Origin of the sequence: Photorhabdus sp. S10-54, assembly GCF_963878145.1 — a bacterium.
In the GTDB taxonomy this organism is placed as follows: domain Bacteria; phylum Pseudomonadota; class Gammaproteobacteria; order Enterobacterales; family Enterobacteriaceae; genus Photorhabdus; species Photorhabdus kayaii.
On the sequence record NZ_CAWNXG010000167.1, the window covers coordinates 1 to 642 of the forward strand.

The window sequence follows — 642 nt, forward strand, 5'->3', positions numbered from 1 at the left end:
GTTGGATCAGCGCCAGTAAATCCGCCAGCGAGCTTTGTTGATACGAAACTGAACGGGTGCCGTCTCCCTGCGTGTAAGAAAAAGACACGCCCCGGCTTCCCGTCGCCAGATCGATATAAGCCTGTTGAGCTTTCGCTAGCGCATCTTGCAGTTGCTCACGCGTCATCGCACCCGCTAACAAACTCGTGTTTCTGTTAAACATAAATATCCTTGAGATAGCTGAGGGTTAAGAGGGCAAAAGTTGAGACATACGCTTACGCTTCGGCTTTTCCGGTTCCTGAATAATGACGCCGGGATATTGCAAGCTTGGCTTTTCTTCCGGCTCTGCGGGCGGGGGCAATAATCTGCCCGGATTTTCTGTGATGCTTGTGGCTAGTGCATTCAGTTTTAGTCCCATATGCAGCAAGCCACACAGCGCAGCATAACCATAAACCCGACAGTCCAGCGCTTCATTAGCACGGCCCGGTAATTGCTCCCACACTCGGAAACGCTGCCCGCCTGATTCTTTGAGCACTGAACGTTCCGCTAACAATTGACTGAAATAATTCAGATCCCTGTCTGCCGGAAAGTGCATATAGCTTGCCGCTGCCTCACCGGGTCGCGGTGGATTAATATGTAATCTCCCCCGGACCGTATCCTTAG

2 protein-coding genes are annotated in these 642 nt (G+C 51.7%); both read right to left on the reverse strand.

Translation table 11 applies throughout. The annotated features are described in order from the left end of the window. Window positions 1-202, reverse strand: a 202-nt coding sequence (gene gpW / locus AACQ83_RS24340; RefSeq protein ID WP_112879836.1) for a gpW family head-tail joining protein, incomplete at its 3' end; no start/stop codon positions are given. 24 nt (window positions 203-226) lie between these two features. Continuing rightward, on the reverse strand, window positions 227-642 hold a 416-nt coding region (locus AACQ83_RS24345; RefSeq protein ID WP_192881123.1), incomplete at its 5' end, for a terminase gpA endonuclease subunit.